The organism is Arthrobacter sp. NPDC092385, from assembly GCF_044755105.1.
In the GTDB taxonomy this organism is placed as follows: domain Bacteria; phylum Actinomycetota; class Actinomycetes; order Actinomycetales; family Micrococcaceae; genus Arthrobacter_D.
This window is the reverse complement of sequence record NZ_JBIVQL010000006.1, coordinates 212,295-237,796: the sequence shown is the minus strand read 5'-3', so window position 1 is coordinate 237,796 and position 25,502 is coordinate 212,295. Positions and strand designations below refer to the sequence as shown.

Below are 25,502 nucleotides of genomic sequence, written 5' to 3'. Positions count from 1 at the left end.
GACGCCGACTGATGTCGGTCACCCGGCGGCCGTGACGGCGCCGACTCGACGCGTGGTGTGCACCGGCCTGTCGGGGACGTGCGCGGGGCGCCGCCTGGCGAATTCTGCACGCAGTTCCGGCAGCACGAGTTCGCCGAAGAGGTCGAGCTGGTTCAGCACGGTCTTCAGTGGCAGGCCGGCGTGGTCGATGAGGAACAACTGGCGCTGGTAGTCGCCGAAGAACTCCTGGAAGGAAAGGGTCTTCTCGATGACCTCCTGGGGGCTGCCGACCGTCAGCGGCGTCTGGGCCATGAAACTCTCCATCGTCGGCCCGTGGCCATAGACAGGGGCGTTGTCGAAGAACGGACGGAATTCCTTCACTGCATCCTGTGACCTACGTGCCATGAAGAACTGTCCGCCCAGTCCCACGATCGCCTGGTCGGCATCGCCGTGGCCGTAGTGGGCGTAGCGTTCCCGGTAGAGGCCGATGAGCTGCTGGTAGTGCTCCTTCGGCCAGAAGATGTTGTTGGCGAAGAACCCGTCGCCGAAGTAGGCGGCGACCTCCGCGACCTCCGGCGTGCGGATGGAACCGTGCCAGACGAACGGTGCGACGCCGTCGAGCGGGCGCGGGGTCGAGGTGAAGTTGCGCAGCGGCGTGCGGTACTTGCCTTCCCAGTCCACGACGTCGTTGTCCCACAGCTGGCGCAGCAGGTTGTAGTTCTCGACGGTCAGTTCCAGGCTGTCCTGCTGGTTCTTGCCGAACCAGGGGTAGACGGGCCCGGTGTTGCCGCGGCCGAGGATCAGGTCCACGCGACCGTCGGCGAGGTGCTGCAGCGTGGCGAAGTCCTCCGCGATCTTGACCGGGTCGTTGGTGGTGATCAGGGTGGTGCTGGTGGACAGCGTGATGCGCTCGGTCTGGGCGGCGATGTAGCCGAGGAGGGTGGTCGGGGAGCTGGCGTAGAAGGGCGGGTTGTGGTGCTCGCCGGTCGCGTAGACGTCCATGCCGATCTCTTCGACCTTCTTGGCGATGGCGACGGCGGCCTTGATGCGCTCACCCTCGGTGGGTGTCTCACCCGTGAGGGGGTTCCGGGTGACGTCGCTGACGGTGAAGACACCGATTTCCATGATTCTTCTCCAGAAAGGTTATAGGGATGGTGAAAGGCGGGAGCCCGAGGGCTCAGGACGTCCGCGTCTGAATCCTTGCCAGGAGCTCCTCGAACGGCGCGGATGGTTCGAGCTGATGGGAAGGGCGTGCCGGGGACTGGCCGACGAGCATTCCAGCCACTTCCCGAGCGGCACGGCGTGACCTCTGTTCCAGGGCGGGTTCATTGTCGGCGCTCGCTCCCCAGTCCTGGGGCGCCGCGTAGACGGCGGTGGGAGCTACCCGCGCCCGCAGGTAACTGAAGAGGGGCCGCATGGCGTGCTCGAGGACCAGGGCGTGCCGCGGACTGCCGCCGGTCGCCCCCAGGAGAACGGGCATGCCCTCGAGCGCGGTGTTGTCGAGGACATCGAAGAAGGATTTGAACAGTCCGCTGTAGGACCCCGAGAAGACAGGACTGACAACGATGAGCGCGTCTGCGTCCGTGACGTTCCGGCTGGCGGCGGCCAGGGCGGGCGGCGCGAACCCGCTCACCAGGTGGTGCGCGATCTCCACGGCGTAGTCGCGAAGCTCGAGGACGTCGATGGTGACGTCCTGGCCGGACACGGACAGTTCACCCTCGAGGGCGTCCGACAACACATCGGCAAGCATTCGACTGGACGACGGGACGCCGAGCCCCGCTGTGACAACTGCGACTTTCGTCATGGTGCCTCCTCTAGTAGATGCATATGCATCGATCTGTTCAACGCGCCGATGCGTCGGGTCATTCCCGGGGAGACATACCTAGGCCAGGACGACGACGCCGAGCAGCGAGACTCCCGCGAGCAGCAGCGTCGAGGCGGCGCCCACCGCTGCGAATCGTCCACCCGTGCGCAGCAGGCGGCGGATGTCGATCCCCGCACCGAGCCCGAACATCCCTGCTGCCAGCAGGACGGTGGTCACCGTGCGGCCGGCGTCGAGCACGGGCTGGGGCAGGAACCCGAGGGACCGCAGGACGACCATCGCCAGGAATCCCAGCACGAAGAGGGGCACCAGGGGAGTGGTGCGCCGTGCGTCCCCCCTCCCGTCCCGGCCGCCTCCCTGCGGTGCGCCGGTCGCCGGGCCGGCCGTGGACGCCGCTGCGCGCCGTCGCTCCCCGAGGCTCGCCACGGCGGCGACCGGCGCCAGCATCAGCACGCGCCCGAGCTTGACCACCGTCGCCGATGCCAGCGCCGTGGCCCCCGCCGTACTGGCCACCGCCACCACCTGTGCCACTTCGTGGACGGCGAGCCCGGACCAGATGCCGAAGCTCGTGGCGTCGAGCCCGAGGGCGGCGTTCAGGAGGGGCAGCGCCACGATCATGAGGGATCCGTAGAGGGTGACCATCGCGACGGCGGAGGCCACCTCGTCGTCGTCGGCGTCCACGATGCCCTGCATCCCGGCGACGGCGGATGCACCGCAGATGGAGAACCCGGCTGCCATGAGCAGGGCGCCCGCCCTGCTGAGGCCGAGCCGCCGGCCCATCCAGAGGGTGCAGTAGAAACTGAGGGCGACGCACGCGACGATCAGCAGGATGACCTGCGGGCCCAGGGCCAGGATGTCCGGCAGCGCGAGCTGGAGCCCCAGCAGGACGACGCCCGCGCGGAGGAGGCGCTTGGTCCCGCCGCCGATGCCCGTGCGGAGGGCCGTCGTGTACAGCCCCGAGTTGCCGAGCAGGATCCCGAGGACCAGCGCGATGACCAGGGCTCCGAGCACGGTCTGGAGGCCGGCTAGGAGCATGGACACGCCGACGCCGGCTGCCAGGACGAGAAGACCCGGGACCCACGCGCGGAGCGGGAGGTCCCGGGTGTTCGGGGCGGTGCTGCGGCTGCTCATCGGTGGCACGGTCCTCCCGGCCGCCCGCGGGCAGCCCGTGGCGCTGTCCGGACCGTGGACCGATCCTCCATGCGCCAGCTTACGGGGGAGCCGGACATCTCACCGGCGCCCCTCCTTCCGCGCTTGCAGCGTGGATCCCCCGCCCGGGAAGACAGGGACGACCGGTTCCCTGTGCGTCGGTCTTGTCTGCCTTCTCCGCGGGGGCGGGGAGGGGAGGTGCGGAGGCCGACCCTAGAGGATACCGTCGGTCAGCGCGTTCGGGGTGCCGAAGCGGTGGGCGGTGACGCTGATCGCCTGCTCCTGCAGGAACGGCAGCAGCTCGATCCGGCCCGATTCGGTGACGGGCTGCGCGTAGATGGCCAGGTCCGGGCGTCCGCCCGTCGCGGCTGCGAGCGCGGACGCGCCGCCGCCGATGAGCCGTACGCGGCTCACCGTCAGCGACGATGCGCGGGCCAGCCAGGCGTCGTCGTCCTCGACGGCCACGCCCTCGGCGTGCGTCGAAACGACGGAGCGGAGCGCTGCCGGGAGGTCGACGGCGGCCGAGACCGTGACGGGGGCTCCGGCGGCCCTCGCCGCGAGGAGGACGCGCACCAGGTCGGTGAGGGGGGCACCCGCCGCGAGGCGGACCGTCACGGGATGGGCGAGGTAGCGGAAGAGGTTCCGCTCGGCCGAGAGGGCCGAGACATCCCGCACGCGGCCGAACTCGCTGTTCCACGCCGCGGCGTCCGACGCGGCAGCGCGGGCCAGGCGGGCGACGTCGTCCCCGGGCAGGCCGGCCGACCGTGCGGCCGCGAGCAGCGGGGCGACGACGGGCAGGGGCGCCTCCTGGGCGGCGGATTCCCGGGACACCCAGGAACCGAGGCCCACGAGGTAGTTGGGGCCTCCCGCCTTCGTCCCGGCGCCGACCGCGGACTTCTTCCACCCGCCGAAGGGCTGGCGCTGGACGATCGCGCCGGTGATCCCGCGGTTGACGTAGAGGTTGCCGGCCTGCACGCCGTCGAGCCAGGTAGCGATCTCGCGGCTGTCGAGGGAGTGGATGCCGGAGGTGAGGCCGTAGTCGATGTCGTTCTGCAGCGCGATGGCCTCCTCCAGGGTGGCCGCGGTCATGATGCCGAGGACCGGCCCGAAGTACTCCGTGAGGTGGTAGGTCGATCCGCGCTTCACGCCGTCGCGCACGCCGGGGCTCCACAGGCGGCCCGACGCGTCGAGCTGCCGGGGCTCGGCGAGCCAGGACTCGCCCTCCCCGAGCGTCGTCAGGCCGTCGAGGAGCTTGCCGGCGGCCGGTTCGATCACGGGACCCATCTGCGTGGTCGGGTCCTCCGGATAGCCGACGGACAGGGACGTGACGGCGTCGAGGAGCTGGTTGCGGAAGCGCTGCGACGTGCTCACGCTGCCCACGAGGATCACCAGGGAGGCGGCCGAGCACTTCTGGCCCGCATGTCCGAAGGCGGACTGCGCGACGTCCTTCGCGGCGAGGTCGAGGTCCGCGCTCGGGGTCACGATGATCGCGTTCTTGCCGGAGGTCTCGGCGAGCAGCGGCAGGTCCGTGCGGAAGGAGCGGAACAGCGCGGCGGTCTCGTACCCGCCGGTCAGGATCACGCGGTCCACCCGGGGGTCGGAGACGAGCCGGCGACCGAGGTCACCCTCCTCGAGCTGCACGAGCCGCAGGACCTCGCGCGGCACACCCGCTGCCCAGAGGGCCTCGATCATGACCGAGCCGGACCGGCGGGCCTGGGAGGCCGGCTTGATGATGACGGCCGAACCCGCGGCGAGGGCGGCGAGCGTGGAGCCCGCCGGGATCGCGACGGGGAAGTTCCACGGCGGGGTCACGACCGTGAGCCGCGCCGGGGAGAACGAGGCGCCGTCGACGTCGTCGAGCTCGCGGGCGCGCTCGGCGTAGTAGTGGGCGAAGTCGACCGCCTCGGAGATCTCCGGATCGGCCTGATCGAGGGTCTTGCCGGTCTCGGCGGCCATGACCTCCATGAGCTCGGCGCGGCGGGCCTCGAGGGCGTCACCTGCCCGATGCAGGACCTCGGCGCGCTGCGCTCCTGTCAGCGAACCCCAGGACTCCGCCGCGCCTACGGCACCGGCGATGGTGGCTTCGAGGTCCTCGGCACGCGTGAGCGTGGTGGCGTCCACGATGCCGATCCCCAGCTCGGAGGTGGGCACCCGCTCGAGGATCGCCCGTCCCCAGGCGCGGTTCGCCGGGAGCGAGGGGTCGGTGTCCGGGGTGTTCTCGAACCCGATGCCCGGATGGGCCGGGGCGGGGACGGTGCGGTCCTGCCGGCGATTCGGTGCCGGGATGGAGGTGTCGAGCTCCCGCAGCGACGCGAGGAAGCGGTTCTTCTCCCGCTCGAAGAGTGCCTCGTTCTCGGAGAGTTCGAAGACGGCCGACATGAAGTTGTCCTGGCTGGCGCCCTCCTCGAGGCGGCGGATCAGGTAGGCGATGGCGACGTCGAACTCGCGCGGGTGCACCACCGGCGTGTAGAGGAGCAGCGACCCGACGTCGCGACGGACGGCCTCCGCCTGGCCCTGGGCCATGCCGAGGAGCATCTCGAACTCGATGCCGGAGCGGACCCCGCGCTCCCCGGCGAGGAGCCAGGCGAAGGCGAGGTCGAAGAGGTTGTGGCCCGCGACGCCGATGCGCACGTTGTCCACATGCCCGGGCTGCAGCGCGTAGTTGAGCACGCGCTTGTAGTGCGTGTCCGACTCCTGCTTGGAGCCCCAGGTGGCCAGCGGCCAGTCGTGGAGGTCCGCCTCCACCTGTTCCATCGGCAGGTTGGCTCCCTTGACCACGCGGACCTTGATGCCGGCACCGCCCCGGGCACGCCGGGCGGCCGCCCATTCCTGCAGCCGGATCATCGCGGCCAGCGAGTCGGGGAGGTAGGCCTGCAGGACGATCCCGGCTTCGAGGTCCACGAACTCGGGCCGGTCGAGGATGTCCATGAAGACCGCGATCGTCAGGTCGAGGTCCTTGTACTCCTCCATGTCGAGGTTGATGAACTTCGGCTTCTCGGATGCGGCGGCGAGTGCGTACAGGGGGGCGAGCTTCTCGGCGACGTGCCGTACGGCCTCCTCGAACGCCCAGGCGGGGTGCGGGGCGACGGTGGAGGACACCTTGATGGAGACGTAGTCGACGTCGGGGCGCTCGAGCAGGCGGACCGTCCCGGCGAGGCGGCGTTCCGCCTCGTGCTCGCCGAGGACCGCCTCGCCGAGGAGGTTGACGTTCAGGCGGATGCCGTCACGCCTGATCCTGCTGATGGACCGTCCGAGCTTCGCGTCGGAGGCGTCGATGATGAGGTGGCCCACCATCTCCCGCAGGACGCGCCGGGCGATGGGGATGACGACCTGTGGGAGCACGGGGGCGACGGCGGCGCCCACCCGAACGGCCGAGCGCATGTACCAGGGGAGGAACGCGGGTACCTTCGGGGCGATGATGCCGAGGTTGCGGGCCGCGACGGTGAGGTCCTCGGGCCGGATGACGCCGTCGACGAAGCCGACGGTGAAGGCGAGCCCGTCGGGATCCTTGAGGACACCGGCGAGCTGCCTGGCCGAGGAATCGACGGGGACCTTCGAGGCCTCCGTCAGCCACCGCCGCACGAGGGCGATCGACGCGTCCGGCAGCGTTGCCGGGATAGCAGTGGTGCCGCCCTCGGGGGCCGTAAATCGCCGGGACGCGCCGTCGGACCCGGGGTTCGGGGTGGCGGGCAGGTCCTGGGGGGCCGGGGTGGCGGCGATGCCTTCACGAGGCGGGATCTGGGTTGTCATGGCAACGGCTTTCGGTCGGACGGCTCTCGCCGGGCACAGGGTGAAGCAGCTACTTCGACCTCAGTATCCGGCTCGCCGTACGATTAGGAAAAGCGATGATTACCGAAGGGTATTCATCAGCGGAACCGAATCCTGGAGGCCCCATGCTCGATCTACGCAGGCTCCGCCTGCTCCGGGAACTGAAGATCCGCGGCACCCTCGCCGATGTGGCGGCCGCGCTGAGCTACAGCCCGTCCTCCGTGTCACAGCAGCTCGCCCTGCTCGAGAAGGAAGTGGGCGTGGAGCTGCTGCGCAAGACCGGGCGCCGCGTGGTGCTGACACCGCAGGCCGAGGTGCTCGTCACGCACACGGCGGAACTGCTCGAGACCCTCGAACGGGCCGAGGCGGACCTCGCGGCCTCGCTGACCACGGTGTCCGGGACCGTGCGGGTCGCCGTGTTCCAGTCCGCGGCGCTGGCGCTCATGCCGGACGCCCTGACGGCGATCATCCGGGACTACCCGGACGTGCGCGTCGAGATGGTGCAGCGTGAACCGGAGACCGCCCTGTACGAGACGTTCGCCCGCGATTTCGACCTCGTGATCGCCGAGCAGTACCCGGGCCACGCGGCGCCCCGCCACCCCGAACTCGACCATGTGGCGCTGACGGAGGACGCGATCCGCCTCGCCGTCCCGCTCGTGGGCCCCCATCACACCGGCATTTCCTCCGTGGCAGAGGCAGCGGGAGCGGCATGGGTCATGGAGCCCAGGGGGGCCGCGTCACGGCACTGGGCGGAGCAGGCCTGCCGACGGGCCGGGTTCGAGCCCGACGTGCGCTACGAGACCGCGGACCTCCAGGCGCAGATCCGCCTGATCGAATCCGGCAACGCCGTAGCGCTCATGCCCGACCTCGTCTGGACGGGCCGGAGCGTGCCGGTGCGCCTCCTCGAGCTCGAGGACGACCCCCGGCGCTCCATCTTCACGTCGGCCCGCCGCGCCGGTGCGCGCAGGCCCGCGGTGCTGGCCTTCCGTGAGGTCCTCGGACAGGCTGCGTCCGACGTGCGGCGCCCCCGGCCGCCGCAATAAAAGGCCGCCCCTGCCCGTTGATCCCTCAGACGGGCGTTTCGCCCCTTCCCGCATCGCTCCTAAGGTTGTTCCATGTCCAGCCAGTCCATCCAGTCCACTGCGTACCCGCAGCTCGAGTCCGCCCCCGTACCCGCCACCGTCGAACGGGTCGCGGAGACGGTGCTGCCCACGAGGTACGGGACGTTCCGCATGGTCGGATACCGGGATGGTGGGGGAGTGGAGCACGTCGCCCTGGCGCAGGGGATCGAGGACGACACCCATGGCGGGCCCACTCCGGCGCCGCTGGTCCGCGTCCACAGCGAATGCCTCACGGGTGACGCCTTCGGATCCTGGCGGTGCGACTGCGGGGACCAGCTCGCGGCGGCGCTCTCCGCGATCTCCGAGGAGGGCCGCGGCGTGGTGGTCTACGTCCGCGGGCACGAAGGCCGCGGGATCGGCCTGCTCGCCAAGCTGAAGGCCTACGCGCTGCAGGACCAGGGGGTGGACACCGTGGACGCGAACACCGCCCTGGGGCTTCCCGTCGACGCACGCCGCTACGACCAGGCGGCCGAGATCCTGCAGGATCTGGGCATCAGCGCGGTCCGCCTGCTCTCCGGCAATCCCGCGAAGGAGGAGGCGCTCGAGGACCTCGGGATCGCCGTCGTCGAGCGCCGCGGCCTCCCGGTGTCCGAACGGTCGGAGAACGCCGGCTACCTCGCCACCAAGCGGGCCCGCATGCGGCATGACGCCGCGCCCTCCGCCGACGCCTGGGCCGCGCTCCTCGACGGCACCGTCCCGGCCGCCCCTGCGCCGGGTGAGGCGGAGGAGCTGACCCACCGCTACGGCTACCTGGCGGGAGCGTCCGGGCAGATCGTCGTCGGACAGCTGCGCCAGAGCCTGGACGGCTTCATCGCCTCGCGCTCCGGCGACTCCGGCTTCCATGAGGACCGCGGCGACCACGGCCACCTCCAGAGACTCCGGGCCCTCGTGGACGCCGTCGTGGTCGGGGCGTCCACCGTCCTGGCCGAGGACTGCGCGCTCGCCGTCGAGGACGTACCCGGCAGCAGTCCCGTGCGCGTCGTGCTCGACGCGGCGGCCAGGGTCGGCCCGGACGCTCGTGTCCTGGACGGCGACGGCGTCTCCACTCTCTGGATCGTGGCGCAGGACGCCGCTGTCCCCGAGGCGCTGCCCTCCTCCGTGGAGGTGGTGCGGCTGCCCGTGGAGGACTTCGCTCCGCGGCGTGTCCTGGACATCCTGCAGGCGAGGGGCCTGGAGAAGGTGCTGGTCGAAGGCGGCGGGAACACGGTCTCCCGGTTCCTCGAGGCCGGCCTGCTCGATCGCCTGTACCTCACCACCGCTCCGGTCCTGGTGGGCGACGGCGTTCCGGGTATCCGCTTCTCGGGGTCCGACGCCCTCGCCGAGGCCCGCACGGCACCGGTCCGGCGCTTCGTATTCGGGCAGGACATCTGCACGGAGTTCAACTTCGCCGCGGTGCGGTAGCTCCGGCAGACGTCCTGCGACCGGGGTCAGGAATCGTCGCTGAGCCTCTTGCTCTTGCCCTGCAGCCGGTCGATGTGTTCGGAGGCCTCGGCCTTGGTGATGTCCGCCGGGATCTCCTCGCCCGCCTCGCGCGCGAGGGTGTCCAGGTAGCTGCGCTGTGCTGCGGTCATCGGCTCGTCGCCGGTGACCCAGTCGGAGGGATCCCGCTCGAATCCGCCCTCGGGCTCGGAGTTCGGACTTCCCAGTGTGTCTGCCATATCGGTTCCTCTTCGGTCGTTTCCAGCCTGAGCCATCAGTGTACTTAGTTTCCCGGGAGCTCCACGCCCCGCTGGCGTCCGGTCCCGTTCGCCCTCAGCCTGCGCTCCGAGTGCGCGGCGAGTCGCATCCTGCCGCCGGCGTACCGGACACCATCGCGGGCCCTGCTGGCGACGGCGAGCCAGCTGCACACGGCCCGCTCGAGCAGCCACGCGGGGGCCCACAGCGGGGCTGCGGGACCGAAGACCGCGGCTCCAGAGTGCCGTCGTCGTCCCAGCTCCGCGAGCGCGACGACGGCGAGGCCCGCCGCGGCGAGCTGCCGGGCCGTCGGCCGGGCGAGGAGGATGGCCGGGAGCAGGCTCAGCTCGACGGTGAGCCGGCCCGGTTGGGCGAAGCTGTCGTACGCCTGCCGGACGCGCTGCCCCAGGAAGTGCCGCGAGGAGCAGGGCAGGCGTGCCACGAAGAGGTCGTCGGCACGGGTCTCGACGCCGCCGGCGGCCCGCACCGTGCGGATCAGTTCGAGGTTCTCGAAGAGTGCGTGCGCACAGTAGCCACCCGCCGAGAGGAGCGTGCTGCGCCGGACGCCGAGCGTGCCCGGGTAGTCGGAGGCGAACGCCCTGTTGAGCAGGGTCCGCCCGGTGTCCCAGCGGGCATGCCACGGCAGCCGTGCGAAGTAGTTCTGGGGGCGCACCACGTCCGCGTCGTCGAGGAGCCCGAGGAGGCGCTCCGCCTCGTCGCGCCCGTACCGGACGTCGTCGTCGGCGATGATGACGCGTTCATGCCGTGCCGCGGACAGGCCCGTCAGGACGCCCTGGACCTTGCCGTTGCCCCCCTGGCGCACGGCGCCGGGATCGGGCCGCAGGTGGCGCACCCCGGCCGGGAAGGCGTCCGCGTGCCGCTCGAAGAACGGATCGGCCGAGCCGTCCACCACGGTGACGTCCATCCAGCGCACGAGCTCGCGCAGGTAGGAGGCCAGTTCCGTCACGGGCCCCTTGTCGGTCCACTTCAACGGCAGGATGTACTCGGCTGCGTACCGCATGAAAGGTCGGTGTCCTCCCTGTGCAACGGGTTTCCGGACCGGCTGTCCGCTTCCCTTCAATTACTAAGGGTGCTTACGGTGAGGGGGCAAGGAACCCACGGGTGCAATTGCCCGTAGACACCAGGAGGAACAGTGAGCCAGCCAGCGCAGCAGCAGGAGCCGCCCGGAACCACCGATGCCATGGACCCGACGCCCGACCACGGCGAGCAGTCCTACCGCGGTTCGGGACGACTGACCGGCAAGAAGGCGGTGATCACCGGTGGCGACAGCGGAATAGGCCGTGCCGTGGCGATCGCCTACGCGAGGGAGGGCGCCGACGTCCTGATCAGCTATCTCGATGAGGACGACGACGCCCGTGAGACGGCCCGATGGGTGGAGGAGGCCGGCAGGCGGGCGGTCCTGTTCCCGGGCGACCTCGCCGACCCGGCGACGTGCCGTGCGGTGATCGACAGGGCCGTCGAGGAGTTCGGCAGGGTGGACGTCCTCGTGAGCAACGCCGCGTTCCAGATGACGCACGAGACCATCGAGGAGATCCCGGACGAGGAGTGGGACCGCACGCTCGCGATCAACCTCAGCGCGTTCTTCCACCTCACCAAGGCGGTCCTGCCCTTCATGCCGCCGGGCGGGTCGATCATCGGCTCGAGCTCGGTGAACTCGGACAACCCCGTACCCACGCTGCTGCCCTACTCGGCGACGAAGGCAGGGATCGCCAACATGACGGCCTCCATGGCGCAGCTCCTGGCCGAACGCGGGATCCGGGCCAACTCCGTGGCCCCTGGTCCCATCTGGACACCGCTGATCCCGGCCACCATGCCGGAGGACCAGGTGGAGAGCTTCGGCCAGCAGGTGCCGATGCAGCGCGCGGGCCAGCCGGCGGAGCTCGCGCCGGTGTACGTCCTGCTGGCGTCCGACGAGGCGAGCTACGTCTCGGGAGCGCGCATCGCCGTGACCGGCGGGCAGCCGATCCTGTAGCCGGCCCCGCGGACCGGGCGGCGGACCCATCCGAGGCCCCTCCGGGCACGAAGAATTCCCGCACTCCTTCCGTGGGCGCATGACAGTGGTCGTCCGCGGAAGGAGTGCTTCCCGGGTGTCGGGCCTATCCTCCGAACATCGGCAGGGGAGCGCCGGCGATCCCGGCCTCGACCGCGAAGAGCGCGCCCGCGTTCGGCTCCGATCCCGCCGGGATGTTCTCCTGCGTGGTCGTGATGAAGAGCGTCGACAGGTCCTTCCCGCCGAACGCGCACGCCGTCACATTGGTCACCGGCAGGGGGATGTGCTCGGAGAGCCTGCCCGACGCGTCATAGCGGGCGATCGCCCCGCCCCCGTAGAGCGCCGTCCAGATACCGCCCTCGGCATCGATCGCCATGCCGTCCGGCATCCCGAGCGCAGGCTCGACGACGGCGAACGTCCGGCGATCGGTGAAGCGTCCCGTCCCGACGTCGTAGCCGAGGGCGTCGATCCGGCCGGTCGGCGTGTCGCTGAAGAAGGCCGTGTCACCCGAGGGCGAGAAGTGCAGGCCGTTCGAGATGGTGATCCCGGTCAGGACGGTGCTCACACCGTGGTCGCGGTCCAGGGAGTAGAGGGTGCCGGCGCCGAAGCCGCCCTCCCAGCCCATCGATCCGCACAGGAAGCGGCCCGCGGTGTCGCAGCCGCCGTCGTTCATGCGGACGGTGCTGTCACGAAAGGCCTCCGGGCCCTGCTCGAGGGTCGAGAAGTCCTCGTCGGCGAAGACGAAGCCACGCTCGACGCCGATGACGTATCCGCCCGACGACCGGCCGCGGATGACGCCCGCGAGGCGGGGATGCACGTTCTGCCGGTCCAGGCTGCCGTCCTCGTGCCGTACCAGGACATCGCCCTCCTGCATGTCCACCAGCAGGAGCTCTCCGCGGCGCGGGTCCCAGTAGGGTCCCTCCCCGTGGAACGTGCAGACGTCGGAGATTTGTTCGGCTTTCACGGTGCCTCCTGGCAGTGGTCGGAATCGGTCGTTGCACGAGTGGCAGGGAGAGGTGCTGCGTCAGCCGCCCGATGGTGCGGGAGTGGCATCGGAGAGCCCGACGCAGGCCCGGGACTGGTCGACGCGCGAGACGGCGTCCCCGAGTTCCACCAGGACGGTGCTCGAGGCGACCTCGTCCGGGTCGAACAGGACCTCGACCGCCGGGTCCCGCCCGTAGGTGGTGGCGGTCCAGGCCGGATCGCCCTCGCGGACCACCCAGTCGACGTCGTTGACGGTCACGCAGGGGTCGGTGGTGGGGCCGGGGACCGTCACGCCGCACCGGAGCACCACCTTGGAGGGATCGCCCCACGTGGACGTGGCCTGGCTGTTCGTGTCGCGCTGCTCGTTCTCCGCGACCGTCGGCGGCAGGGCGATCATCACGTCGGCGCAGCGGGCGTTCGCGGCATCCTCCGCCGGATCGACGTCCACCACCGAGGCGCAGCCGGAGAGGCAGATCATGAGGGCGGCTGCGGGCACCAGCGCTGACAGGGTGCGGGGGAGGGCGCGCATGCTCCCACCCTAATCGGTGGTCCGGCCCCGGACGCGACACAGCGGCGGGGTCCGACGCGGGAAGCCGGGCCGTAGGCCGGTGCGACAGTAGGATTCAGGGGCCGCAGCCAGTCTCAGGCTGCCGGTTCCCACCCGCATGCGACGCTGCACGTCAGCCGGATGCGTGAGCCCGATCGAGGACGAATGACCGCGCCGAACCGCAGCACCCTGTCGACGACCGCCAGCACCAGGATCACCCGCGGGGCGGTGGGCGCCCTCCTCCTGGGAGCCGTGCTCGCTACGCCGACGGCCGCCCTCGCGCTTGACCCGGCCATGGCTCCGGCTGCCCCGCCGGCAGTCTCCAGCCGGCAGGAATCCGAGCTCGTGCGGCAGCCGCAGCCGGACGCGACCTTCGGCGAGCCCGCTCCTCCCGTGGTCGATCCGACGGCGACGTCGGGCATCGACGCGCAGACAGGGTTCGCCATCAATGCCCGTACCGGCTTCCTGGTCCACCCGGCCACCGGGCACCTCATCGAACCGGGAACCGGGAACCTCCTCTTCGCGGACTCCCTCATCTACACCAACCTGCGGTACGACGCCGTCACGGGTGGGGTCGCGGAGATCACCGGGGAGGTCGCGGTGCCCAGCCCGAGTGCGGGAGACCCGACGCCGACGGCCCAGCCCACCGCGACGGGACCCGCCGCCGTGCCCCCCGCCGCGTCCGCCACGACCGCCCCCGCCACCGCCCCCACGACCGCGCCCGCCACCGTCCCGCCGGCACCGCCCGTCGCCGCGTCGAACGTCGCGGCGACGCCGCGCGCCACGTCGACCCCCCGCCCGAGCCGGTCGGCGACCCCCTCGGCCTCCAGCAGTTCGCCCGTCGCCGCCGAGGAGGAACGAGCCGCCTCCCTGGCGCCGGTCGCCTGGATCGGCGCGGGGACCCTCGCTGCCGCGCTCGCCGTCGTCGCCGTGCTGGCGGCCCGCCGTCGCGGACGCCACGAGTCCTGAGCCGGCCGTTCCTGCTGCCGGTGGGGACGGAGCGACGGAACGCGGACCGGGATCGGCATGGCCGAATGGGGCGATGCCGATCCCGCCCGGTAAAGTGCAGGACGTGAAGAATCTCTTGGTGACCGGCGGCGCCGGCTTTATCGGGTCCAATTTCGTCCACTACCTGATGGAGCACACGGACGTCTCCGTCACGGTCCTCGACAAGATGACCTATGCAGGCAACCACGCCTCCCTCGAGGGGCTGCCCGCCGACCGCTTCGAGCTGGTGGTCGGCGACATCGCCGACGCCGCCGTCGTCGACCCGCTCACGGAGCGCGCGGACGCCGTCGTGCACTACGCGGCGGAGTCCCACAACGACAACTCGCTGCACGACCCGCGGCCGTTCCTCGACACCAACATCATCGGCACGTACACGCTGCTCGAGGCGGCGCGGCGCTACGGGAAGCGCTTCCACCACATCAGCACCGACGAGGTCTACGGAGACCTGGAACTCGATGATCCGGCCCGCTTCACCGAGAGCACGCCCTACAACCCCTCGAGCCCCTACTCGTCCACCAAGGCGGGCTCCGACCTCCTCGTGCGTGCCTGGGTGCGTTCCTTCGGCGTCCAGGCGACGATCAGCAACTGCTCGAACAACTACGGGCCCTACCAGCACGTCGAGAAGTTCATCCCGCGCCAGATCACCAACGTGATCGACGGCGTCCGTCCCAAGCTGTACGGCGAGGGACTGAACGTGCGGGACTGGATCCACGCGAACGACCACTCCTCCGCGGTCTGGACGATCCTGAACAGGGGCGAGATCGGTCAGACCTACCTGATCGGCGCCGACGGCGAGCGCAACAACAAGGACGTCGTGGAGCTCATCCTCACGGAGATGGGCCAGCCCGCGGACGCCTACGACCACGTGGTGGACCGTGCCGGACACGACATGCGCTACGCCATCGATTCCACGAAGCTCCGCACCGAGCTCGGCTGGAGCCCCGAGTTCCACCACTTCGAGCAGGGCCTGCGCGACACCGTCGCCTGGTACCGCGACAACGAGGCGTGGTGGCGCCCGCAGAAGGCCGTCACCGAGTCCAAGTACACCGAGCTGGGGCAGTAGGGCATGGGTCCCACCTTCTCCAAGCCGCTCGCTGCGCGCGAGACGCCGATCCCCGGCGTCGTGCTGTTCGACCTCCCCGTCCACGGTGACAACCGGGGCTGGTTCAAGGAGAACTGGCAGCGCGCGAAGATGACCGCTGCCGGCCTCCCCGATTTCGGCCCCGTGCAGAACAACATCTCCTTCAACGAGACCGCGGGCACCACGCGCGGAATCCACGCCGAGCCCTGGGACAAGTTCATCTCGGTCGCGACGGGCCGCGTGTTCGGCGCCTGGGTGGATCTGCGGGAGGGCCCGTCCTTCGGCAGCGTCTTCACGGCGGAGCTCGATCCCTCGACGGCCATCTTCATACCCCGGGGGGTGGGCAACGCCTTCCAGACCCTCGAGGACGGGACCGCCTACACCTACCTCGTCAACGACCACTGGTCGGCGGACGCGCAGGACCAGTACGTGTTCCTCAACCTCGCCGACGAGACGGCGGCCATCGAGTGGCCCATCCCGCTCGCCGACGCCGAGCTCTCCGACAAGGACCGCAACCACCCGCGCCTCGCCGACGTCACGCCGCTCGCCCCCCGCAGGACGCTCGTCGTCGGGGCGGACGGACAGCTGGGCAAAGCCCTCCGCGAAGCACTCGCGGGCCATCCCGCGGTCGAGTTCACGGGCCGTGCCGAGCTCGACCTCCTCGGCGGGAACCTCGACGACGCCCGGCCCTGGGCGTCGTACGACACGATCATCAACGCGGCTGCGTACACGGCCGTCGACGCCGCGGAGACCGCCGGGGGCCGTGCGGCCGCCTGGGCCGTGAACGTCGCGGGGGTCGCAGCCCTCGCCCGGGTGGCCACCGCACACCGCCTGACGCTCGTGCACATCTCCAGCGACTACGTGTTCGACGGGTCCCGGGACGTGCACGACGAGGACGAACCCGTCAGTCCGCTCGGCGTCTACGGCCAGACGAAGGCGGCGGGGGACGCGATCGTGGCCACCGTGCCGCGCCACTACATCCTGCGCACCAGCTGGGTGATCGGGGAGGGCGGCAACTTCGTCCGGACGATGGCGGGCCTCGCAGGCCGTGGCATCTCGCCGAGCGTCGTCGACGACCAGGTGGGGCGCCTCACCTTCACCGAGGACCTCGCCGCGGCCGCCCTGCACCTCGTGTCCTCGGCAGCCCCGTTCGGCACCTACAACGTCACGAACGACGGCGAACCGCAGAGCTGGGCGGAGATCGCGGCAGAGGTGTATGCGCTCTCGGGCAGGGACCGGGGGGACGTCACCGGGGTCAGCACGGCCGAGTACTTCGCCGGCAAGCAGGCGGCTCCGCGCCCGCTCCGCAGCACGCTGGACCTTGCGAAGCTCAAGGCGACCGGCTTCGTACCTGCACCGGCCGCAGACCGCCTCGCTGCCTACGTCGCAGCACTGACGACGGCGTGAGCCCGCTCCGGCCCGGGCCGGTCTGTCGGTCGGGCCCCGTACGGTGACCCCATGACCGACGCATCGCAGTCCGCGGAGGATCCCGTGCAGCCTGACGAGCCGCCGGGCGGCGGGGCGAGCGCTCCGAGCGTCGACGGGATGTCGGAGGGCGAGCTCCTGGCGAGGATCCTCCCACTGCTCGGTCCGGCGGCGAGTGCGCTGGTCGGACCGGGTGACGATGCCGCCGTGCTGCCGGGCGCAGGGCCCGTCCTGATCTCCATGGACACTCTCGTGGAGGACCACGACTTCCGCCTCCTCCGGCCCAACGGGTTCCGTACCACCGGCTTCGACGTCGGCTGGAAATCGGCCGCACAGAATCTCAGCGACATCAACGCGATGGGCGGCACGGCCACGTCGCTGGTCGTGAGCCTGACCCTGCCCCCGCACACACCCATCACCTGGGTCGAGGACTGCGCCCGGGGGCTCGCCGCAGGTATCCGGGGCCTCGGGGCCACCGGGTGTTCCGTCGTCGGCGGGGATCTGGGCGGCGGGGCGCGGCTCGTCATCACGGCGGCCGTGACAGGACGCCTCGACGGCCCGGCCGTCCTGCGGTCCGGCGCGGAACCGGGACACATCCTCGCGGTCGCGGGAACCCTGGGACGTGCCGCAGCGGGTCTCGCCATCCTGGAGGACGGACGGCCGCTCGCGGAGTTCGGCGAGCTGGGGGAGGAGCTCATCGCCGCTCAGTTGCGCCCCTGCCCACCGCTGGCGGCCGGACCGGCGGCAGCGGCAGCCGGGGCGAGCGCGATGCTCGACATCTCGGACGGGCTCGTGCGCGACGCGGGGCGGATCGCCACGGCGAGCAATGCCCGGCTCGACCTGGACCCGGGGGCCCTCCAGGAGTACGCGCATCCGTTGCATCCGGCAGCCACCCTGCTGGGTGTCGATCCCATGGACTGGATCCTCGGGGGCGGCGAGGACCACGGTCTGCTCGCGGCGTTCCCCGAGGATGCCCTCCTGCCGGCGGGGTTCACTGCGGTAGGCTCGGTAGTGCCGGGCAAGCCGCTGGTGACACTGGCGTCACGGGTGACAGCTCTCAGGGGATGGGATCACTTTGCACACTAAGATCACCGCCAACGCTGTCGCGATGAAGCGCTGGCTGAGCAGGGCCGAAGAGTCCCTCGGCAACCACAGCGACCGCCTCAACGCCATCAACATCTTCCCGGTGGCCGACGGCGACACCGGCACCAACCTCTACCAGACGGTCCGTGCGGCTGCCCGTGCGGCACAGGATGCCGAGACCCCGGATCTCGGGGAACTGCTCGCCACAGCCGGCAGGGCCGCGATGGAGGACGCGCGCGGCAATTCCGGTACCCTCTTCGCCGTCTTCCTCGCAGCGTTCGCCGAGCCGCTGCAGGGCGCCACGCGACTGACCTGCACGCTCCTGGCGTCGTCCCTGCACCGGGCGCAGATCCGCAGCTGGTCCGCCCTCAGTGATCCCGTCCCCGGCACCATGCTCTCGGTCCTGGAGGCGAGCGCAGGGGGAGCAGCCGATACGGCGTCGGAACACGCCGGCGACGACAGCAACCACGCGCTCGCTTCGACGCTGCGTGCCTCGGTGCAGCATGCCCTCAGGGCCGTCGTGCGCACGGAGAGCCAGCTCGGCCCCCTCACCGACGCGGAGGTGGTCGACGCCGGTGGCGTCGGTTTCCTGCTGATCCTCGACGCCCTCCGGGCTGCCGCGCTCGGGGAGGAACTGCAGGACGAACTGCTCGACGGCCTCCACGGGTACGACATCCAGGCCCCGCACATCCACAACGGCGGTGACCCGGACGGCGTCGAGGTCATGTGCACGATCAACCTGAGCCCGCTGGACGCGGCCACGCTGCGCCTCCACCTCGACGAGCTCGGCGATTCGGTCATCATGAGCGCCGTCACCGAGGTCGCGGAGGGTTATCGCTGGCGCGTCCACGTGCATGTGCCGGATCCCGCCCCCGCCCTGGCCCTGATCCACCGGGCGGGTACGCCCGTCAACATCACGGTGACCCAGCTCGCCCTACCTGCGGCAGGAGACGCAGGCCGGTGACTCCTGACGCGATGCGGCCGGCGACCGCCTCGGAACTCGATGCACCGCTCGACCGGCACCTGGGGCCGGCGGCGAAGCACCTGGCCAAGTACTTCGGCATCCGGACGGTCGGCGAACTGCTCAATCATTTCCCCCGCACCTACCTGAAGCGCGGGGAACTGACCCCCATAGCCGACGTCCCGGTGGACGAGGAGGTCACCCTGATGGCCCGCGTCCAGTCCGCCAACTCGCGGCGGATGCACACGCGCAAGGGGATGCTGCTGGAGGTCGTCATCACCGACGACACCGACGGGGGCCTCGGTGGGATGAACCTGACGTACTTCAACGGCTTCGGTGCCGCGCGTGACCTCAAGCCCGGTGTGCGGGCGATGTTCTCGGGCAAGGTGACGGTCTACCGCGGCAGGCTGTCCCTCACCAACCCGCGCTACGTCCTGCTCGACGAGGGCGACGAGGACCCCGATTACGCCAACCGGCCCATCCCCGTCTACCCGGCCGTCGAGAAGCTCGGCAGTGAGCAGATCGCGGCCGCTGTCGCCACGATCCTCGACACCCTGCGGCTCTCCGACCTCGACGACCCCGTCCCCGCGTCGATCGCCCGGCGCGACAAGCTCATGAGCCTCGCCACCGCCTATGAACTCGTGCATCGTCCCCGGCAGGTCGAGGACGCCTTCCGGGCCCAGCACCGCTTCCGGTACCAGGAGGCGTTCGTGCTGCAGGCCGCCCTCGCCCGCCGTCGTGCCCTCGCGGCGCGGGAGGATGCGACGGCGCGGCCGCCCCGGGTGGGCGGCCTCCTCGACCAGTTCGACGCCCGGCTGCCCTTCACCCTCACGCAGGGCCAGCTCGACGTCGGGCGGACCCTGGCGGACGATCTGGCGCGGGACCACCCGATGAACCGGCTGCTGCAGGGTGAAGTCGGCTCCGGCAAGACGCTCGTCGCCCTGCGCGCCATGCTGCAGGTCATCGACGCCGGAGGCCAGGCCGCGCTCCTGGCGCCCACCGAAGTACTCGCCGCCCAGCACCTCCAGTCCATCACCAGGACGCTCGGTCCGCTCGCCGAGGGCGGGATGCTCGGTGGCGCGACGGACGGCACGCGCGTGGTGCTGCTCACCGGTTCCATGTCCACGGCCCAACGGAAGAGATCGCTGCTCGAGGCCGCGTCGGGGGAGGCCGGGATCGTCATCGGCACCCATGCACTCCTGTCGGAGAACGTGCAGTTCTTCGACCTGGGCCTGATCGTCGTCGATGAGCAGCACCGGTTCGGCGTGGAGCAGCGCGACACCCTGCGCACCAAGGCCCGCACCTCGCCGCACGTGCTGGTCATGACGGCGACCCCGATCCCGCGGACGGTCGCCATGACGGTGTTCGGCGACCTGGAGACCTCCACGCTGTCCGAACTGCCCGCCGGGCGGTCGCCCATCGCCACGCACGAGGTGGGCCTCACGGAGCACCCGGCCTGGATGGGCCGCATCTGGTCCCGAGCCCGCGAGGAGATCGACGCCGGCCGTCAGGTGTACGTGGTGTGCCCCAAGATCGGCGACGACGGCAAGGCCGAGGAGGACGCCCCCGAGGCGCTGTACGGGGAGCCGCAGCCGGAGCGGAAGCCCGGCGCGCAGCAGGAGCTGACCAGCGTCGTCGGGCTCTTCGAGTCCCTCGGCGGGATCCCGCAGCTGCAGGGAGTCCGGACCGCCATGCTGCACGGGCGCATGGACCCGCAGGACAAGGCGGACGTCATGTCGCGCTTCGCCGACGGCAGCGTCCAGCTCCTGATCGCGACGACGGTGATCGAGGTGGGCGTCGATGTCCCCAATGCCACGCTGATGGTCATCATGGACGCGGACCGGTTCGGCATCTCGCAGCTCCACCAGCTGCGGGGGCGCATCGGCCGCGGCGGGCACGCGGGCACGTGCCTGCTCGTGACGAAGCTCGAGCCCGATCACCCGAGCCGGGAGCGCCTGTCCGCCGTCGCCTCCACGACGGACGGTTTCGAACTCTCCCAGAAGGACCTCGAGCTCCGGCGCGAGGGGAACATCCTCGGGGCCTCGCAGTCCGGCGGCCGCTCGGCGCTGCGTTTCCTGAAGATCACGCAGCACGGCAAGGTCATCGAGAAGGCGCGCAGCGACGCCCAGGAGATCGTTGCGGGGGATCCGGACCTGCACGACTACCCTGGCCTGTCGCTCGCGATCGACCTCTACCTGAATCCCGAGAAGGAAGCGTTCCTCGAGAAGGGCTAGGACCTCTTCTTCCGCGTCTGAGGATGTAGCATCCCTTGCATGACGCAATTGCGGATCGGAGCTGCGGCGCGCTTCCTGGGGGTCAGCGACGACACCGTCCGGCGCTGGATCGACGGCGGAATCCTCACCAGCACCAGGGACGCCTCGGGCCGGGCCGTGGTGGACGCCCTCGAACTCGCAGGGCTCGCGCACCGGAACGCCGTCCTGCCCGGCGACCCCTCCGACATCGGGCGGTCGGCCCGCAACAGGTTCGTGGGGATCGTCACGGACGTCATCATGGACACCGTCATGGCGCAGGTCGAACTGCAGTGCGGTCCGCACCGGGTCGTGTCCCTCATGAGCAGCGAGGCGGTGCGCGAACTGGGCCTCCGGCAGGGCTCCATTGCGATCGCCGTCGTCAAGGCCACCACGGTGATCATCGAGACGCCGGCGGGGAAGGCCTGACCATGGCGAGGTCAGCCCGCTGGGGAACCGTCGCCGCCCTGGCTGCCGTCGTCGCCGCCACTGCCGCCTGCGGGACAGGAGCACCGGAGGCGGGAAGCGCAGGGACGGCGGACGGTGCGATCGACGGCACCATCACCGTGTTCGCCGCGGCCTCCCTTGAAGCGGCCTTCACCGATCTGGCCGCGCGGTTCGAGGAGGCGCGTCCGGGGGTGGAGGTCAGGCTGAACTTCGGGGGATCCTCGGATCTCGTCACGCAGATCACCGAGGGCGCTCCCGCCGATGTCCTCGCCTCGGCGGATGCGAGGACCATGGACAGGGCCCGGGACCTGCTCGCCGGACCCCCGACCGACTTCGCGTCCAACACCCTCCAGCTGGCGGTCCCGCCGGACAATCCGGCCGGGATCACCTCGCTCGCCGACGCTGCGAAGCCCGGGGTGAAGACCGTCGTATGTGCCGGGCAGGTCCCCTGCGGAGCAGCGGCTGCGATGCTGGAGGAGGCGGCCGGGATCGATCTCCGGCCCGTCAGCGAGGAGTCGTCCGTCGCGGACGTCCTCGGAAAGGTCGTCGCGGGGGAGGCGGATGCCGGCCTCGTGTACGTGACGGACGTGCGGGTCGCGGGGGACGCCGTGGTGGGCATCGATGTCCCGGAGGCCACCGGTGCGGTCAACACCTATCCCATCGGCGCCCTCGCCGGAAGCGCCGAGGCCGCCACGGCGCAGGCGTTCGTCGACTTCGTCGCCGGTGCCGACGGACGGACCGTCCTCGAGGAGGCGGGTTTCGGTGCGCCCTGAAGCCACCTGCGGCCGCGTCCCGGCAGGGATCGGGCACAGGGCGTGAGCACCGCGCGTCTTCCCCGGTGGGTCGTGGCCATCGCCGTCGTCGGCGGCCTGTTCGTGGTGGTGCCCCTGGTGGCGATGGCGCTGCGGGTCGACTGGCCGCGCTTCGTCCCCCTCGTCAGCTCGGAGAGCGCACGGGCAGCCTTGTGGCTCAGCCTGCGGACCTCCCTCACCGCGACGCTGCTGTGCATCCTCTTCGGTGTTCCCATGGCACTCGTCCTCGCCCGCACGTCGTTCCGCGGACAACGGCTCGTCCGGTCCCTCGTGCTCCTGCCACTGGTCCTCCCACCCGTGGTCGGCGGGATCGCCCTCCTCTACACCTTCGGGCGGCGGGGACTCCTCGGCAGCAGCCTGAGCGCCGCCGGTATCGACATCGCGTTCTCGATGACGGCGGTCGTGATGTCGCAGGCCTTCGTCGCGCTGCCGTTCCTCGTGCTGAGCCTCGAGGGCGCTCTGCGCTCGGTGGGAACGCGGTACGAAGCCGTCGGAGCGACCCTCGGAGCAAGCCGGTGGACGGTCCTTCGGCGGATCACCCTGCCGCTCGTCCTGCCCGCACTCGTGTCGGGCGCCGTCCTCTCGTTCGCTCGCGCGCTGGGCGAGTTCGGGGCGACGCTGACCTTCGCGGGCAGCCTCCAGGGCACCACGAGGACACTCCCGCTCGAGATCTACCTGCAGCGCGAGACGGATCCGGATGCGGCGGTCGCCCTCTCGCTCATCCTCGTCGTGGTCGCGATCGCCGTCGTCGGCGTCGCACACCGGGTGCGGCCCGTGGGAGGCGACGGGGCACCCTCCCGACGGACACCGGGACCACCGGGTGTGCCGGACGCCCGGAAGGCGATCTGGTGACAGGTCTCACCTTCACCGCGAGCCTCGAAGAGCGGGGCTTCGAGCTCTCCTTCGCCCTGGCGCCGGGCGAGACGCTCGCAGTGCTCGGCCCGAACGGGGCGGGGAAGTCCACGCTGCTCAACCTCGTCGCAGGGCTCCTCGCACCGACGGCGGGCCGCGCCACCCTGGGCCCGACGCTCCTCTTCGACGCCGACGCGGCCCGGCCCGTCGACACCGAACCGCGGTACCGCGGAGTGTCGCTCCTGTCGCAGGAAGCCCTCCTGTTCCCGCACCTCACGGCGCTCGAGAACGTCGCCTTCGGCCCGCGGAGCCGCGGAGCGCACCGGAGGGCAGCCCGTGAGAAGGCCCTGGAGTGGCTGGAGCGCGTCGGCGTCGGGGACCTCGCCCACCGCAGGCCCGCCCACCTCTCGGGGGGCCAGGCGCAGCGTGTCGCCGTCGCCCGCGCACTCGCGGCCGATCCGTCGCTGCTCCTGCTCGACGAGCCGCTCGCCGCCCTCGACATCGCGGTAGCCCCCGCCGTCCGGGCACTCCTGCGGGAGGTCCTGGCCGAGCGCTCGGCCATCATCGTGACGCACGATCCGCTCGATGCGTTCCTCCTCGCGGACCGCGTGCTGATCCTCGAGGGCGGCAGGGCCGTCGAGTCGGGAGCCACCCGCGATGTCCTGACGCGTCCGGTCACCGGTTTCGGAGCGCGCCTGGCGGGCCTGAACCTCGTGGAGGGACGGGCGACGGCGGCGGGGTTCCGGGCGGACACGGGGCTGGAGGTGCCGCTCGCCGAGCCGGTGCCGGCGGGTACGCGCCTCGCCCTGACCGTCCGGCCGGCAGACGTCGGCGTATCGCGGGCAGCGGCTGCCGGTCCGGGGTGGAGCAGCATTCCAGCGGACATCGACGACGTCGAGCACCGGGGGGACGTCGTCCGGGTCCACGCCGCAGGCCTGGCGGCCGACGTCGCCCCCGCGGACGTCGTGGCCCTCGGGATCGTTCCCGGCATGCGGCTGTCCATCGGCTTCCGCCACGAGGATGCAACCGTCTATCCGGTCTAGGGCGGCTGCCTGCGAGGCGTCGCGGCCGGGCGATAGAGTCGGGACATGACGCGCATCATCGCAGGAGCAGCAGGCGGCACGACCCTCACCAGCGTCGAGGGGAACGGTACCCGGCCGACGACGGCCCGCGTGAAGGAAGCCCTGTTCTCGAGCCTCGAGTCCTACGGAGTGGTCCACGGAGCGCATGTCCTGGACCTCTACGCCGGTTCGGGTTCCCTGGGCGTCGAGAGCGCGAGCCGCGGCGCCGCGTCCGTGGACCTCGTCGAGTCCGCCGATCGCGCCGCCGCCGTCGCGCAGCGGAACGCCGACCTCATCAACCGCGTGCTCGGCTGGACGGCCGTCCGCGTGCACCGCACCAAGGTCGAGACGTACCTCGAGCGCGTTGCGCCCGAACTGACCTGGGACCTCGTCCTGATGGATCCGCCCTACACGGTGCGGGAGGACGGCGTGGTCGCCGTCCTCGCGGCCCTCGAATCGAGGCTGTCGGAGGGCGCCGTCGTCGTCGTCGAGCGATCGGCGCGCTCGCCGGAACCGGCGTGGCCCGCGTGGCTCGAACGCTTCTCGGACAAGAAGTACGGGGAGACACGCCTGTGGTTCCTGGAGCCCGCCGTCGACTGAGCCGTTCCCGCCCCGCGTGCACGTGCCGTGCGGGCGGAGGCGCGGTGCCGGACCGCCGAGGGCCGGCACCGCGCCGAGGTGATGCCGGCCCTGCCGGTGGTCAGGCCCTGCGCCGTGTCCTGGCGAGGGCCGTCAGGCCCGCGGCGAGGCCGAGCAGGCCGGCGACGAGTCCCGCCCAGCCGACGGCCGACGTCGTGCCCGACTCCGTGCTGGACGCCGTCTGCTCGGCGTCGATCGCCTCGGCGGTCTCGGCGGTGCCGTGGGCTCCGCCGTGCGCGTCGTCACCGTCGACGGCGGCGGTCGTCACGAACGACGGCGCCGGCTTCTCGGGCTCCTCAGCGCCCTCCACGGTCTCCTGGTTCCACTCGACCACCTCGCCGTCGGTGTAGGACTGCGTGGCGGGAAGCAGCACCGTGGACCCGGCCTCGGGCAGGCGTCCGACGGAGATCGAGAACGTCTGGTACTCCTGCCGGGAGATCTCGGAGCCCGGTTCCGCGGTCCAGACGACGGACAGCGGCGCCTCGGTCAGGGTCGCGCCGTCGGCGGTCGTGACGGGCGCGGGCAGCGCTCCGGAGACCACCTCGGCCGTCCAGCCTTCGACCGGCTTGACCCGGACGGACGTGAAGGGCTGCCCGGTGGGTAGCTGCACCTCGAGCTTGTTCGTGGCCGCGCTCTCGGATTCGCTGGGCACGCTGAAGGTGAGCTGCGAGTAGCCGTTCTCGGTGGTGGACGCGGGTGCGACGGTGATGTGGGCGCTGGCGGCGCCGAGCCCCAGGGCCATCAGCCCTGCGGTGGTCAGGGCGACGGCGCCGGTGGTGAGGGCGCGCTGGGAGAGGGATGTGGTCATGGGACTGCCTTTCGGGGGGTG

At 71.2% G+C, this 25,502-nt stretch carries 23 protein-coding genes; 14 read left to right on the top strand and 9 right to left on the bottom strand.

The window, feature by feature from the left end; genetic code table 11:
- Positions 1-18: 18 nt before the first annotated feature.
- The 4 genes from ACIQCY_RS10225 to ACIQCY_RS10210 form a co-directional block, all read right to left on the bottom strand.
- Positions 19-1,104: a CE1758 family FMN-dependent luciferase-like monooxygenase gene (locus ACIQCY_RS10225; protein WP_400483776.1), complete on the bottom strand. Its 1,086-nt coding sequence runs from the start codon at positions 1,102-1,104 to the stop codon at positions 19-21.
- A gap of 52 nt (positions 1,105-1,156) precedes the next feature.
- Entirely contained in the window at positions 1,157-1,783 is a 627-nt protein-coding gene (locus tag ACIQCY_RS10220) for an FMN reductase (protein WP_400483775.1), read from the bottom strand.
- Between the two features lie 78 nt (positions 1,784-1,861).
- Positions 1,862-2,932 carry a YeiH family protein gene (locus ACIQCY_RS10215; protein WP_400483774.1) on the bottom strand — a complete coding sequence of 357 codons (1,071 nt, stop codon included), beginning with the start codon at positions 2,930-2,932 and terminating at the stop codon, positions 1,862-1,864.
- Between the two features lie 231 nt (positions 2,933-3,163).
- Entirely contained in the window at positions 3,164-6,700 is a 3,537-nt protein-coding gene (locus ACIQCY_RS10210) for a bifunctional proline dehydrogenase/L-glutamate gamma-semialdehyde dehydrogenase (protein WP_400483773.1), read from the bottom strand.
- Positions 6,701-6,843: 143 nt separating this feature from the next.
- On the opposite strand from ACIQCY_RS10210, the gene ACIQCY_RS10205 reads away from it, so the two are divergent.
- A complete protein-coding gene (locus ACIQCY_RS10205) occupies positions 6,844-7,761 on the top strand; it encodes a LysR substrate-binding domain-containing protein (RefSeq protein WP_400483772.1) in 918 nt (305 codons plus the stop codon).
- A gap of 72 nt (positions 7,762-7,833) precedes the next feature.
- Positions 7,834-9,240 carry a GTP cyclohydrolase II gene (ribA, locus tag ACIQCY_RS10200; RefSeq protein ID WP_400483771.1) on the top strand — a complete coding sequence of 469 codons (1,407 nt, stop codon included), beginning with the start codon at positions 7,834-7,836 and terminating at the stop codon, positions 9,238-9,240.
- A 26-nt stretch (positions 9,241-9,266) separates the two neighbouring features.
- Here the strand turns inward: ribA and ACIQCY_RS10195 are convergent, their stop codons facing one another.
- On the bottom strand, positions 9,267-9,497 hold the full coding sequence (locus tag ACIQCY_RS10195) for a DUF3072 domain-containing protein (RefSeq protein WP_400483770.1): 231 nt from the start codon (positions 9,495-9,497) through the stop codon (positions 9,267-9,269).
- A gap of 44 nt (positions 9,498-9,541) precedes the next feature.
- Positions 9,542-10,534, bottom strand: a complete 993-nt coding sequence (locus ACIQCY_RS10190) for a glycosyltransferase (RefSeq protein ID WP_400483769.1) — start codon at positions 10,532-10,534, stop codon at positions 9,542-9,544.
- Positions 10,535-10,666: 132 nt separating this feature from the next.
- On the opposite strand from ACIQCY_RS10190, the gene ACIQCY_RS10185 reads away from it, so the two are divergent.
- The gene (locus ACIQCY_RS10185) at positions 10,667-11,506 is read left to right on the top strand and encodes an SDR family oxidoreductase (protein ID WP_400483768.1); all 840 of its coding nucleotides are present in this window, start codon (positions 10,667-10,669) and stop codon (positions 11,504-11,506) included.
- A gap of 124 nt (positions 11,507-11,630) precedes the next feature.
- Here the strand turns inward: ACIQCY_RS10185 and ACIQCY_RS10180 are convergent, their stop codons facing one another.
- Positions 11,631-12,488 carry an SMP-30/gluconolactonase/LRE family protein gene (locus tag ACIQCY_RS10180; RefSeq protein ID WP_400483767.1) on the bottom strand — a complete coding sequence of 286 codons (858 nt, stop codon included), beginning with the start codon at positions 12,486-12,488 and terminating at the stop codon, positions 11,631-11,633.
- 60 nt (positions 12,489-12,548) lie between these two features.
- A complete protein-coding gene (locus tag ACIQCY_RS10175) occupies positions 12,549-13,037 on the bottom strand; it encodes a DUF3515 family protein (RefSeq protein WP_400483766.1) in 489 nt (162 codons plus the stop codon).
- Positions 13,038-13,220: 183 nt separating this feature from the next.
- Between ACIQCY_RS10175 and ACIQCY_RS10170 the strand changes: the two genes are divergently transcribed.
- From ACIQCY_RS10170 to rsmD, 11 genes are all read left to right on the top strand, one after another.
- Positions 13,221-14,024: a hypothetical protein gene (locus ACIQCY_RS10170; protein ID WP_400483765.1), complete on the top strand. Its 804-nt coding sequence runs from the start codon at positions 13,221-13,223 to the stop codon at positions 14,022-14,024.
- Positions 14,025-14,127: 103 nt separating this feature from the next.
- On the top strand, positions 14,128-15,126 hold the full coding sequence (gene rfbB / locus ACIQCY_RS10165) for a dTDP-glucose 4,6-dehydratase (protein WP_400483764.1): 999 nt from the start codon (positions 14,128-14,130) through the stop codon (positions 15,124-15,126).
- Positions 15,127-15,129: 3 nt separating this feature from the next.
- Positions 15,130-16,551: a sugar nucleotide-binding protein gene (locus ACIQCY_RS10160; protein WP_400483763.1), complete on the top strand. Its 1,422-nt coding sequence runs from the start codon at positions 15,130-15,132 to the stop codon at positions 16,549-16,551.
- A gap of 51 nt (positions 16,552-16,602) precedes the next feature.
- Positions 16,603-17,655 carry a thiamine-phosphate kinase gene (gene thiL, locus ACIQCY_RS10155; RefSeq protein ID WP_400483762.1) on the top strand — a complete coding sequence of 351 codons (1,053 nt, stop codon included), beginning with the start codon at positions 16,603-16,605 and terminating at the stop codon, positions 17,653-17,655.
- 22 nt (positions 17,656-17,677) lie between these two features.
- A complete protein-coding gene (locus ACIQCY_RS10150) occupies positions 17,678-18,616 on the top strand; it encodes a DAK2 domain-containing protein (RefSeq protein WP_400483761.1) in 939 nt (312 codons plus the stop codon).
- A gap of 11 nt (positions 18,617-18,627) precedes the next feature.
- Positions 18,628-20,847 carry an ATP-dependent DNA helicase RecG gene (locus tag ACIQCY_RS10145; RefSeq protein WP_400483807.1) on the top strand — a complete coding sequence of 740 codons (2,220 nt, stop codon included), beginning with the start codon at positions 18,628-18,630 and terminating at the stop codon, positions 20,845-20,847.
- A gap of 39 nt (positions 20,848-20,886) precedes the next feature.
- Positions 20,887-21,291 carry a molybdopterin-binding protein gene (locus ACIQCY_RS10140; RefSeq protein WP_400483760.1) on the top strand — a complete coding sequence of 135 codons (405 nt, stop codon included), beginning with the start codon at positions 20,887-20,889 and terminating at the stop codon, positions 21,289-21,291.
- Positions 21,292-21,293: 2 nt separating this feature from the next.
- The gene (modA, locus tag ACIQCY_RS10135; RefSeq protein WP_400483759.1) at positions 21,294-22,082 is read left to right on the top strand and encodes a molybdate ABC transporter substrate-binding protein; all 789 of its coding nucleotides are present in this window, start codon (positions 21,294-21,296) and stop codon (positions 22,080-22,082) included.
- Positions 22,083-22,124: 42 nt separating this feature from the next.
- Positions 22,125-22,973 carry an ABC transporter permease gene (locus tag ACIQCY_RS10130; protein ID WP_400483758.1) on the top strand — a complete coding sequence of 283 codons (849 nt, stop codon included), beginning with the start codon at positions 22,125-22,127 and terminating at the stop codon, positions 22,971-22,973.
- Entirely contained in the window at positions 22,970-24,016 is a 1,047-nt protein-coding gene (locus ACIQCY_RS10125) for a sulfate/molybdate ABC transporter ATP-binding protein (RefSeq protein WP_400483757.1), read from the top strand. Before ACIQCY_RS10130 ends, ACIQCY_RS10125 begins: the two co-directional genes overlap by 4 nt.
- A 45-nt stretch (positions 24,017-24,061) precedes the next feature.
- On the top strand, positions 24,062-24,634 hold the full coding sequence (rsmD, locus tag ACIQCY_RS10120; RefSeq protein ID WP_400483756.1) for a 16S rRNA (guanine(966)-N(2))-methyltransferase RsmD: 573 nt from the start codon (positions 24,062-24,064) through the stop codon (positions 24,632-24,634).
- A gap of 100 nt (positions 24,635-24,734) precedes the next feature.
- On the opposite strand, the gene ACIQCY_RS10115 is transcribed toward rsmD, so the two are convergent.
- The gene (locus tag ACIQCY_RS10115) at positions 24,735-25,481 is read right to left on the bottom strand and encodes a YcnI family protein (protein ID WP_400483755.1); all 747 of its coding nucleotides are present in this window, start codon (positions 25,479-25,481) and stop codon (positions 24,735-24,737) included.
- Between the last annotated feature and the right edge of the window lie 21 nt (positions 25,482-25,502).

Coding starts and splice junctions, on each gene's coding strand:
- ACIQCY_RS10150 (WP_400483761.1), top strand. CDS start 17,678: ATGAAGCGCTGGCTGAGCAGGGCCGAAGAGTCCCTCGGCAACCACAGC.
- ACIQCY_RS10160 (WP_400483763.1), top strand. CDS start 15,130: ATGGGTCCCACCTTCTCCAAGCCGCTCGCTGCGCGCGAGACGCCGATC.
- ACIQCY_RS10175 (WP_400483766.1), bottom strand. CDS start 13,037: ATGCGCGCCCTCCCCCGCACCCTGTCAGCGCTGGTGCCCGCAGCCGCC.
- ACIQCY_RS10145 (WP_400483807.1), top strand. CDS start 18,628: ATGCGGCCGGCGACCGCCTCGGAACTCGATGCACCGCTCGACCGGCAC.
- ACIQCY_RS10140 (WP_400483760.1), top strand. CDS start 20,887: ATGACGCAATTGCGGATCGGAGCTGCGGCGCGCTTCCTGGGGGTCAGC.
- ribA (WP_400483771.1), top strand. CDS start 7,834: ATGTCCAGCCAGTCCATCCAGTCCACTGCGTACCCGCAGCTCGAGTCC.
- ACIQCY_RS10210 (WP_400483773.1), bottom strand. CDS start 6,700: ATGACAACCCAGATCCCGCCTCGTGAAGGCATCGCCGCCACCCCGGCC.
- ACIQCY_RS10215 (WP_400483774.1), bottom strand. CDS start 2,932: ATGAGCAGCCGCAGCACCGCCCCGAACACCCGGGACCTCCCGCTCCGC.
- modA (WP_400483759.1), top strand. CDS start 21,294: ATGGCGAGGTCAGCCCGCTGGGGAACCGTCGCCGCCCTGGCTGCCGTC.
- ACIQCY_RS10195 (WP_400483770.1), bottom strand. CDS start 9,497: ATGGCAGACACACTGGGAAGTCCGAACTCCGAGCCCGAGGGCGGATTC.
- ACIQCY_RS10170 (WP_400483765.1), top strand. CDS start 13,221: ATGACCGCGCCGAACCGCAGCACCCTGTCGACGACCGCCAGCACCAGG.
- ACIQCY_RS10115 (WP_400483755.1), bottom strand. CDS start 25,481: ATGACCACATCCCTCTCCCAGCGCGCCCTCACCACCGGCGCCGTCGCC.
- ACIQCY_RS10190 (WP_400483769.1), bottom strand. CDS start 10,534: ATGCGGTACGCAGCCGAGTACATCCTGCCGTTGAAGTGGACCGACAAG.
- rsmD (WP_400483756.1), top strand. CDS start 24,062: ATGACGCGCATCATCGCAGGAGCAGCAGGCGGCACGACCCTCACCAGC.
- ACIQCY_RS10205 (WP_400483772.1), top strand. CDS start 6,844: ATGCTCGATCTACGCAGGCTCCGCCTGCTCCGGGAACTGAAGATCCGC.
- thiL (WP_400483762.1), top strand. CDS start 16,603: ATGACCGACGCATCGCAGTCCGCGGAGGATCCCGTGCAGCCTGACGAG.
- ACIQCY_RS10220 (WP_400483775.1), bottom strand. CDS start 1,783: ATGACGAAAGTCGCAGTTGTCACAGCGGGGCTCGGCGTCCCGTCGTCC.
- ACIQCY_RS10225 (WP_400483776.1), bottom strand. CDS start 1,104: ATGGAAATCGGTGTCTTCACCGTCAGCGACGTCACCCGGAACCCCCTC.